Below are 9,996 nucleotides of genomic sequence, written 5' to 3' on the forward strand. Positions count from 1 at the left end.
GATTGATTAGTGGTAACATTTACTACTGCAATGAAACCAATTGGTTGGGGAATTCAATTTAGTTGCTATCGTATAACGGAATCGCTATCGTCTGAGCAAACACTCAATTGGAAAACGCTCCGCGTTTACCACATTACCACAGCACTACTACGACAGATTGATATTTTTAAATTGGAAATTTTTATGAAACAGATTATGTTCAAAAGGATGTGTTTTGCGGGGACCATCCGGCATCCGTGAGATTTTTGGAGAGCGTCGCTTCGCTCCGATTACAAAGTGCCGGAAAAATCGGAGTCAGGAGCCGGGATGAAAGAGATACCCTCGCAAAGTAAGCAGAGAAAAAGTAAAATTTTGACAGGAGATACCTTTATGGAACGACGTGAATTCATGAAAAAGGCCGCGCTGGGCGGAGCGGCGTTGGCCGGATGCGAACTCGTAAAACTGGCCATGCCGGTCGATGCGGGCGCTTATGCTTCCGGGGGCGGGATCGGCATCGAAGAGATTATGGACAGGATTGAGGCGGGAAAGGCCAAAAACCTGACCCCCCAGATTCGCCCGGAGATACTCGCCAAACCCCGCGCGGTTTTTCTTATCCAGACACGAGTGCGCGCCACCCCGAACTGGCGGGGATTCTTTAACGACGCCCGCCCGGAGCTGATGGAAATCGGGAAAAGGACGGTTTCCGATCTTTTTGTCAAAGGCGCCCAAAAGGGCGGCTCAACCATGGTCAAACCGAACTTCACCAACATGTACTTGCCCGACGGAACCCACAATCCTGCATGCGGGATGATAACCTCGCCGGATTTTGTGGCCGGTTTCATCCTTGGCATGCGCGAGCTCGGAAACACCAACATCGTCACCGGAGACCGCGGCTCCGGTGCCCTGAACCACCGTCAGGCGGGAATCTACACCATCATGGATCAGTACAATATCCCGGTCATCGAGCCAATGTACGAAAAGTTCGCCCACTATACCAAAAAAGAGCTTAACTGGCACAAGGTCCCCAATCCGGTTGTCTGGAAAAACATTCCCACCTACCGTCCCATCGGCGACCCGGACAATTTTTTCATCAACATGCCCAAGCTCAAGAATCACAACCTGGGACTCACCACCCTTTCCATCAAGAATCTCCAAGGCGCGGTGCCCACCGGATACGGCCACTACTGCAACCGGTGGTCGGACCTGGAAAATCTGATGAAGCGTTCGTACATGGGCAACTTCGCCCGTGATTTTGTCAAGAACTATTACGAGAATGTTGAAGCGGCATTCCTGAAACACCGCGCCGCCGGATTCAAATACTGGGATTACGAGCAGCTTTACCCGAAATATGAAGCCAAAGGCGGCTGGCAGGCGTTCAGGAAGGTAAAGGATGACCCGAAAAAGCTGTCAGAATTCACAAAAGACCTGGGGGGCAGCCTGATGTGGGACGAAATTTGGACCCAGCGCGCGCTCGATTCGGCGCGTGCGATCAAGCCCTCAATAAATATAGTCGAGGGAGTTATCGGCCGTGACGGCTCCGGGTTCGACACCGGTCAGGACCAGATCTGCAACATTATCATAGCCGGACTTTCCACAGTCGAGGTGGATTCTGTGGCCTCCTGGATTATGGGCCACGATCCGAGCATCCTGCCCTATACCCGTGTCGCCAAAGAGCTGGGCATGGGCGAGTGCGACATCAATAAAATCGAGATGTACTGGATCGACCGCGGCAAGATCGCTCCGGTTAAGAATGTTTCAGAAATCCGGCGGTACAGGCTGGGAGTGAACCTTCACACCTGGGCGGAAACCGGGAAACGGCTTTTCTGGGATTGAATCTTGTAAATCTTGTTAATCCTGTCTAATTTTTGAACATACTTTTTCAAGGAACCATTCTCTATGCCAATCGGAACGGTAAAAATCGGGAATCTCACGGTAAGCAGGCTCATCGTAGGGGGAAATCCTTTCAGCGCGGTTTCACACCAGACTCTGGAAATGGACCTGGCCATGAAACGGTATTTCACCGCGGATCGTATAAAGAAAACATGGCGCTCGGCGGAAGAGCTCGGCATCACCACATTCATAGGCCGCGCGGACCGTCACATCACACGCCTGCTCTTCGAATACCACAACGAAGGGGGGAAAATCCAGTGGATCGCGCAGACCTGCCCGGAGATGAAAAGCACCGCCAGGAGCGTTGAAGACGCACTGAGCGAGGGGGCGAAAGCCTGCTACATCCACGGCGGCGTGATGGACAACCTTTATACCAACAACGCGCTGGGCGAAATCCCCGGAGTCATCAAGATGATCAAGGAGGCCGGGGTTCCGGCGGGAGTCGCCGGGCATGACCCCCGGGTATTCGAGTGGGCGGAGAAGAATCTCGATGTCGATTTCTACATGTGTTCGTATTATAACTCAGCGCACCGCGACCAGGACGCCGAGCTTAAATCCGGCCGTTCGGAATGGTTCAACAGCGCCGACCGCGACATCATGGTCTCGCTGATCCGGAAACTGAAAAAACCGGCCATCCACTACAAGATATTCGCTGCGGGCCGCACGAACCCGAAGGACGCCTTCGAGTTCACCACCCGTAACATGCGCCCCGGCGACGCCGTCTGCATCGGGGTGTATCCCGAGGGGAAACCGGAGATGCTGGTTGAGGATGCCGCGCTGTTTGCGAAGTATGTTCAGGGATGAGTTCCTTCATCCCTGTATCTTCACCCCCACCTTCCTCGCCGTTTCCTCGATAAAAGCCTTAGCCGGGGCGTAATCTTCCTCCCGGATGTGCTCGATGAGAAGGGTGCGCGGCCATTTCATCAGGCTGAGCCGCACCAGGTAGGTCTCATAATCCTGGACGCCCTTGCCGGGAGGGACTTCGGTGATGTAGGCGAGCATCTTGTCGGGCAGGATGTAGGTGTCCTTGGCGTGACAGCCGAGGATATTCTCGCCGAGAAGGTCGAAACACTCGTTGAGCAGTTCCGTCGAATGGTAGTAGCGTTCGAAAGACATCATGTTGGTCGGGTCGAGACACACCTTGCAGCGGGGGTCTCCCACATCCTCCATGATGCGCTTGTGCGCCCGGGGGCTGTCGATGTTTGTGGTGATGCAGGCTTCGATTCCGAGGGAGGTTTTGCATCCGGAAGTGTCGCGGAGAATCTGGCGGATGCTCGCGATGGACCTTTTCCAGGTTGTCTGCGACCAGTTGTCCGGGTGAATGCCGATGTAATAACTGGGGTCGCAGCTTCCGGTGACCGCGGTGACCATGGGACAGCCGATACGGTCGGCGGCGGTTACATTCTCGGCAGCGTAGGCGAGGGCCTCCTGACGAGTTTTTTCATCGGGATGGATAAGGTTGGCCCAGATCATGGCATCGAAGAGAGTCACGTCATAGGTTTTGAGCGCTTCCCGGAGCTCGGCGACTACCGAATCCGGAACCGTGAGCCAGGGATTTTTTGTCCCCAGGCTTGTGTGAGTCAGCGCGGAGGTATAGCCCGCCGCACGGATTCGTTTGACCGTTTCGGTCACGCTCTCCTTCGGGCTGGGGTTCAGCATGAGGGAGAAATTCGCCAGCCGGACAGGGGTGCTGCCCGGTTTCAGGTCGCGTTTGGCCCTGTCCCACGATACCGGCGGCCTGGCATGGGCGTAAGAGAGAGTAAAACCGCCCACCGCGGCAGCAGCCGAGAGTGTCGAAAAAAACCGTCTCCTGGAAAATGAATTTGCCATTATGCGCCTCACATATCAGTGAAAGTTACCTGCTCTTTTTCTTTTTCAAGATAGATGCCGAAACGGTTGCTAAAAGATGCGCTGCGCTTTCATCGTTCCCGCGAAGCGGCAACAAGTTCGGCATGACACGTGTCATCCTGAACTCGTTTCAGGATCTAAACACTCAAAACATGCGCAATTATTTATGTCGTCATGTATTCTTCATTCCCCGTATATTTTCACTCCCACTTTCGCCGCAGTTTTCTCGATAAACTCCTTTGCCAGCGGATACTCCTCGTCGGGGATGTATTCGCCGAAGTGTAGCCCTGGTCACGGATGCGTTTCACCATCTCTGTCAGGCTTTCGCCGGGTTTGCGGCTGTCGAACGTGGTTGTGCTCGACCAGCAGGCAAGCCGTATGGGGGTTTTACCGGGGGACAGGTCGCGTTTGAGTCCTTCCGTCCGCGACCACGACATGTAAATTGCATCCGGGAGCTTAACTTCCGCCGCAGAGGCGGTACCCGCAAACGCTCTGGTAAATACCGCGCCTGCTGCGAGTGCCTGACGGCGTGTGATGTGGGTCATAATAGGTCTCCTTGAGGCGGGTATTGTTCAGTAAGAAGGTTTCTCTTATGGATCGTTCAGACATATACAATAGTCTCCCTGATATCCTGAGAAACTCGGACAACGCGAATACCCTGAATACCCGCCGTGGTGAGCACGTCAACCTACAGCATGGCAAAATCCCGTAGTATCATGGCATACTCTTATACTACACACCAATTATCAGTTTTTTCTCGTTTTGAATGGTAATTCTTGGATCCGGATTTATCGGGGGAACCGGAAGCCCCTGTTTTTTCAAGAGAGCTACGTGTTCCTTCATCCCCCACCTGGCCTGATAGATGCAGTCCTCGACAGAATGCCCTATACCCGAAAAGCCTTCCAAATCCGGAGAATAGAATCCAAAGTAATCGGGCTCTTCAGTGGATTCGATTATTAATGAATATAGCAGATCAACCATTCTGCAATCCTCCTCAAGGGTGTTCGATTCCCGCGGCCTTCAAGATAGCATGGCATGTGCCTGTTGGAACCTCTTTCACCCCGTGATAGTCAACTCTGATCAGTTTTTCCCATCCGGTCTTCCCAAAGTATCGAATCGACCCTTTCTGGCTTATTAACCGAAATCCGTTCTCTTCCAAGAGCCTGATAAGTTCGCTGAATTTCACATCGGTTCTCCTGGAATCTTTTGATTAATGTTCAGAATTAGCGACTGCTCCCCATACAAGCGCCATTGAGTTCGGGTATGGCCTCGCCGTGGTCAAGCCGATCGGCAATGACACGCAGCGCCAGAGCCTGGGCTTTCAAGATGGCATCCTGACGGCTCTGCCCGTAAGCCATCACTCCCGGCAGGTCAAGAACCTCTGCAATCCAACGACCGTCTGTTTCACGTTCGATTTCAATTTTCATCCGATGTTTCTCCGAATACTGTATAATATTGAGGAGGTGTCAGGAACAAATTTAATCGCCCCTTACCCGTACATCTTCACTCCGACCTTTGCCGCTACTTTCTCGATATACGCCTTCGCTTCGATATACTGGTTTCCCGGTATATGCTCGGGAAGGAGGGCGCGTGTCCATTTCATCCGGCTCATGCGGATAAGGAAAGTTTCATAATCCATAACTCCCCTGCCGGGACACACCTCCTGCACATGCACTGTCTGCTGATCGGGAAGAATAAGCGTATCCTTGGCATGGCAGCCGAGGATGTTCTCGCCGAGGAGGTCGAAGCATTCGTTCAGAAGCTCGGTGGTATGGTAGTAACTCTCCAGGGAGATCATGTTGGTCGGGTCAAGATTCACCGCACAGCGCTTGTCACCGACATCGTCCATGAGACGTTTGTGAGCTTTGGGACCGTCGAGATTGGTGGTGACCTGGGCTTCCATTCCCAGCGCCGCCTTGCAGCCCGCGGTATCTTTCAGAACCTGTTTGACCCCATCAACAAGGAGTTTCCATGTTGCCGGAGTCCAATTATCCGGGTGAGGATTAAAATTGTCTATACGGGTATTGGAGGGATCGCGGCTCCCTGAAATAGTGCCGACCATGGGGCATCCGATTTTCTCTGCCGCCTCGACACAGCGCGTCAGATGCTTGAGATTCTTCTGACGTTCCGCTTCCACCGTATGGAGCATGTTCCGGTACCCGCCGACCTCGTAGATGATAACATCATATTTTTTTAGCGCCGCCTTGAGCTGGGATACCTCAGAATCAGGTGCGTCATGCCAGGGGTCCACCGGGGCGATCACTGCGGCATATCCACCGTCACGGATACGTTTTACCGCGGCCTCATAGTCCTCGTTTCCGTTGCGTGACAGGCCGGTCGCAAGCCTGATGGGAGTTTTGCCGGGTTTCAAATCTTTCTTGAGATTTTCGTTCGGCCCGGGAGCCCAGGCAATTACATCCTGCGAACCGGAAAGGCCGAGAAGAGTACCGGCTGAAAGAGCGCCGGCGCGTAATGCCTGCCTGCGGGAGATGGCGTTTGACACGGGTGTGTACCTCCGAAAGAGAAAAAGATTGTCTGAACCACTGATGCGAATGATGCATATGATAAAAATGATGAAAAGAAAAGAGAAATGACTGTCTGAACCTTGATTCACTTGATTAAAGGATTAACATGATTTTTATTGACTTAACAAGACGACATACATAATTGCGAATGTTTTGAGTGTTTAGATACTGAAACGGTTTTATCGTTCCTGTGAAGCGACAACGAGTTCAGGATGACATGTGTCATGCCGAACTTGTTTCGGCATCTATTTTTAAAAAGAAACGAAATAAAATATGTCGTCACATATAGTTAATCCGAATTATGCATGAAAACAGTATTTTAGTCTCTGTGAGCGTAAAATACAGCCCCCTAAATCCCCCGAAGGGGGACTTAAAAGACTGCAAGACAAGGCATAATCGGTTATTTTTTAAAAGTTACGCTTACGCATTTTCATCTTTACCATGAAAAGTCCCCCTTCGGGGGATTTAGGGGGCTGCCTCCAAAATTAATAATAAGTATTTGTTTAAAAAAGAGTTAAGAAAATATCATAGCAAGTTTGTGAATAATTCGGGCTAATTGCAAAAGTCGAGATTGTTGGAAGAAGCCCCCTTTCTGTCCTTCGGATATCCTTCCCACGGAGGGGGCAGGAAACGACTGCGGGGCAATGACTTCCCTTGCCCCATTCAGGGGGAAAGGGATGGAGGGATAGGGGGCTGCAGTTAACAACTTGCCTTCTTTTTTACATATAAAACGACTTTTGCAATTGGCTCTGCCTAAACCATTTACGGAGAAATTCGATTGAAGAATCACAGGGAGGCTGTTTTATGAAAAGGGGATGTTTTATTCCAAGGATTCAGTTTCTATCAGGAATTTCATTTCTTTTTTTTGTTATTTTATCAGGTTGCTCTTCCAAGCAATTTATCGTCTCGCATAAAGATGATTTACAATGCAAGGAAACCAGAATCTATTCCTCGGATGTGGACACCGTGTGGAAAATTCTACGGAATACAGTGACTGACTACCGTTTCCAGTCGGAACAAAAAGATGCGGGAATTCTCCAAACCTACTGGAAGGTAAGTGTTGTGAAGAACCGGGGCCGGCTCAGCGACAGAGTGACTTACATGCACGGTAGGATGATCGATGACCGGTCCGACTATATTCCTCAGCATGAAATGGGTGAGTTTGAACTGAAAGAGCGGCTGAGTATACTGGTAAATAAGAGAACCGAAAGCACCACAACAATTACGGTAACCTATTATTTCAATGTAAACCCTTATTCGTCGGAGGGGGTTGCGCCGCTTGGCAAGGTTGAAAGAGAAGTCGCTCCCTACGGTCAAAAGGCGTTCGCACCCTGGGATTTCTGTACTCATGAAGAACACCGGATCCTTGAGCAGGTGGATGCAGCGCTCAAAGAAGCAAATGCCAAGGCCGCAGTCATGCCGAAATAATTTCGTCTACGATCCTGCATTGTTTATAACTCCCCGCAGTCTTACTGCAAAATAACTCATCGTGTCAATGGTTTCAAAGTCCGAAATGTTTTTACCGATAAGGCATGTTGAGTGTTTCCCTCCTTGATTTCGGAAACCGGCTATACTACTTTTACAACTGAGCCTTTTGTAAAAGTCGAGATTGTTTGAAGCAGCCCCTTTTCTGTCCTTCGGACATCCTTCCCCCGAAGGGGGCAGGACACGGCTTTATCGTGCCTGCGAAGCAGCAATGACTGTGGAGCAATGACTTCTCTTGCCCCCTTCGGGGGTAAACGGTTTCATCGTTCCCGCGAAGCGGCAAGGGACCGAGGGATAGGGGGCAATCGAATCTACTGTCATAGATAAAATTCGAAAGGATTCTTTTATGAAAAGACGACAGGTCCTGGCATTAGGCGGGGCTGCTCTCGCCTCTCTGGCAGGATGCGGGGGTAAAGGAAAATCTACAATCAAGGTCGGTTTCGGGAGCGCGATAATGAACAAGACATTCAATGATCGCTATCCTTTCCACGACGATCTGGAAGCCAATGTTCTCTACATAACCGACGGCATAGTGAAATTCGCCCTGGTTTCCCTCGATTTCGGCCAGATTCCATACAGGATGGGGCTGGTGATCCGGAGGAGTGTGGCTCTGAGCACCTGGGTGCCCATGGAAAATATGATTATCCACTGCACGCATAACCATTCCGGGCCGATGAGCGATGATCTGCACGGCCTCGATGTCACCACCATATCCGATACCATATCCAAAGCGGTCACAATCGCCCAGTATGCAGTCCGTCCGGCGGAGATGGCTTTCGCTGCAGTGAAAGTGGGGAACCGGTTCTCCATCAACCGCCGTATGCGCATCGACGATGATCTGGGAACTCTGACGTTCTGGTATGGCTATAACTATCTCGATGACGGCAGAGTGGATGCCCGGCCCCTGCTTACCGAGCTTCTCACCCGCTGGTACGGCAGGTTGCCTGAAAAATACCGCTCTACCGAGCCGCTCATCAATGACGGGCCGGTGGATGAGCTTCTCCAGGCGCTCGCCTTCCGTGATGAGAAGACAAAGAAGATTCTGGGGTCCATCGTCCGTTTTGCCGCGCATGTCCAACTCGCCCAGTGCGCCTCTAAGTGGCAATATTCCTCCGATACGCCGGGACAGGTCCGGAAAAGGCTCAAGGAAGCTCTCGGCGGCAAAGCGCTTTTTATCAACGGGCCCTGCGGAGATCTGGCTGCGAAGGAATTCATGAAGTTCAAACCGGACAAGGGGAAGTTCAACTGGGCTGCATCGCCTCTCGGCCCTTCCGGAGAATGGAGCTGTGTCGATGACGCTGTGGTGTGGGATACGGTGCAGCGCGAAGGCAGGGCTATGGCCGACAAGGCGCTTGAGGCGCTGAAACCCGCGGCGTATGTCCCTCTGACCGGGTTCAAAACCACTTCTGTTAAAGAACTTATGCCCCTGCGCGAAGATATGCCCCAGTCAGCGGTGAATTATGATTTCGAGAGCGCCAAAAAGAAAGCCCTGGATGCATTCAAACGGGCGGTCGCCTCAAAAGCCCCGGCTTCAGGAATCAAGGCGCTGGCTGATGCCTGTAACCGCGCTCACTGGATGAAAAATATCCTGAAATGGTATGAGGTCTCCGAAGACGATCTCCGTAACCGTACTACCCCGTATGAGCTCCAGGCTTTTTCTCTGAACGACATTTTTTTCGCGGGGCTGCCCGGCGAGTCAGTGAAAGCGACGAGCGACGCCCTTCGGACTGCTGTTCGCGGGGACAAGCTCATCACCATGACCGAATGCAATTCAGACCTGGGATACATCGCTTCGAGCGATATGTTCCCCGAAGGCGCCTTTGAGGTGACCTGCGGGATTCAGGACCCTTCGGGAGAGGAGAAACTCCGCAAAGCTGCGGTCGGGATTCTTAACAAGGTATGAGGGCAATAGTCTGAACCATGATTCGCATGATCCTATGATCGCCTTGATTAGATGCCGAAACGAGTTCGGCATGACACGTGTCATCCTGAACTCGTTTCAGGATCTAAACAATCAAAATATACGAAAAAAAACGGCGCTCTCTATCAAGAACGCCGCTTTCATTTTTTAGAGGCCATCCCTACGATCCGGTTATGCGGCCGAGGTCTTCATTTCACAGTATGCCTTCGGGTTCTCCAGCACGACCGCGATGTAGATAATTGCCGCGACCATCATTGCCAACGCCACGTAAAAGGTACTGGTATAATTGAGAACTCCCCTGTCAATCAGCTGGCCCATGATAATAGGCAGGAAGACCATGAAGGGGAT

At 51.7% G+C, this 9,996-nt stretch carries 10 protein-coding genes; 4 read left to right on the plus strand and 6 right to left on the minus strand.

Annotated elements, in window-relative coordinates; translation table 11 throughout:
* Positions 1–369 precede the first annotated feature (369 nt).
* Both Q8O92_15585 and Q8O92_15590 read left to right on the plus strand, forming a co-directional pair.
* Positions 370–1,812 (plus strand): DUF362 domain-containing protein, encoded by a 1,443-nt coding sequence (locus Q8O92_15585; protein ID MDP2984740.1) that lies wholly within the window; start codon positions 370–372, stop codon positions 1,810–1,812.
* A gap of 63 nt (positions 1,813–1,875) precedes the next feature.
* Positions 1,876–2,673, plus strand: coding sequence for a hypothetical protein (locus Q8O92_15590; GenBank protein ID MDP2984741.1), 798 nt, complete (start codon positions 1,876–1,878; stop codon positions 2,671–2,673).
* Positions 2,674–2,679: 6 nt separating this feature from the next.
* On the opposite strand, the gene Q8O92_15595 is transcribed toward Q8O92_15590, so the two are convergent.
* The 6 genes from Q8O92_15595 to Q8O92_15620 all read right to left on the minus strand — a co-directional run bounded on the left by Q8O92_15595 (position 2,680) and on the right by Q8O92_15620 (position 6,220).
* Entirely contained in the window at positions 2,680–3,699 is a 1,020-nt protein-coding gene (locus Q8O92_15595; GenBank protein MDP2984742.1) for a TIM barrel protein, read from the minus strand.
* 218 nt (positions 3,700–3,917) lie between these two features.
* A complete protein-coding gene (locus Q8O92_15600; GenBank protein ID MDP2984743.1) occupies positions 3,918–4,262 on the minus strand; it encodes a hypothetical protein in 345 nt (114 codons plus the stop codon).
* 187 nt (positions 4,263–4,449) lie between these two features.
* The gene (locus tag Q8O92_15605) at positions 4,450–4,698 is read right to left on the minus strand and encodes a type II toxin-antitoxin system HicB family antitoxin (protein ID MDP2984744.1); all 249 of its coding nucleotides are present in this window, start codon (positions 4,696–4,698) and stop codon (positions 4,450–4,452) included.
* Positions 4,699–4,711: 13 nt separating this feature from the next.
* Positions 4,712–4,903 (minus strand): type II toxin-antitoxin system HicA family toxin, encoded by a 192-nt coding sequence (locus tag Q8O92_15610; GenBank protein ID MDP2984745.1) that lies wholly within the window; start codon positions 4,901–4,903, stop codon positions 4,712–4,714.
* Between the two features lie 37 nt (positions 4,904–4,940).
* Positions 4,941–5,144, minus strand: coding sequence for a type II toxin-antitoxin system HicB family antitoxin (locus Q8O92_15615; protein ID MDP2984746.1), 204 nt, complete (start codon positions 5,142–5,144; stop codon positions 4,941–4,943).
* Between the two features lie 62 nt (positions 5,145–5,206).
* On the minus strand, positions 5,207–6,220 hold the full coding sequence (locus Q8O92_15620; GenBank protein ID MDP2984747.1) for a TIM barrel protein: 1,014 nt from the start codon (positions 6,218–6,220) through the stop codon (positions 5,207–5,209).
* A gap of 988 nt (positions 6,221–7,208) precedes the next feature.
* Between Q8O92_15620 and Q8O92_15625 the strand changes: the two genes are divergently transcribed.
* Together Q8O92_15625 and Q8O92_15630 are read left to right on the plus strand one after the other, a co-directional pair.
* Positions 7,209–7,670 (plus strand): hypothetical protein, encoded by a 462-nt coding sequence (locus Q8O92_15625; protein MDP2984748.1) that lies wholly within the window; start codon positions 7,209–7,211, stop codon positions 7,668–7,670.
* Positions 7,671–8,073: 403 nt separating this feature from the next.
* The gene (locus tag Q8O92_15630; protein ID MDP2984749.1) at positions 8,074–9,630 is read left to right on the plus strand and encodes a hypothetical protein; all 1,557 of its coding nucleotides are present in this window, start codon (positions 8,074–8,076) and stop codon (positions 9,628–9,630) included.
* Positions 9,631–9,996: the final 366 nt, after the last annotated feature.

This window comes from Candidatus Latescibacter sp. (assembly GCA_030692375.1).
Taxonomy (GTDB): Bacteria; Latescibacterota; Latescibacteria; order Latescibacterales; family Latescibacteraceae; genus JAUYCD01.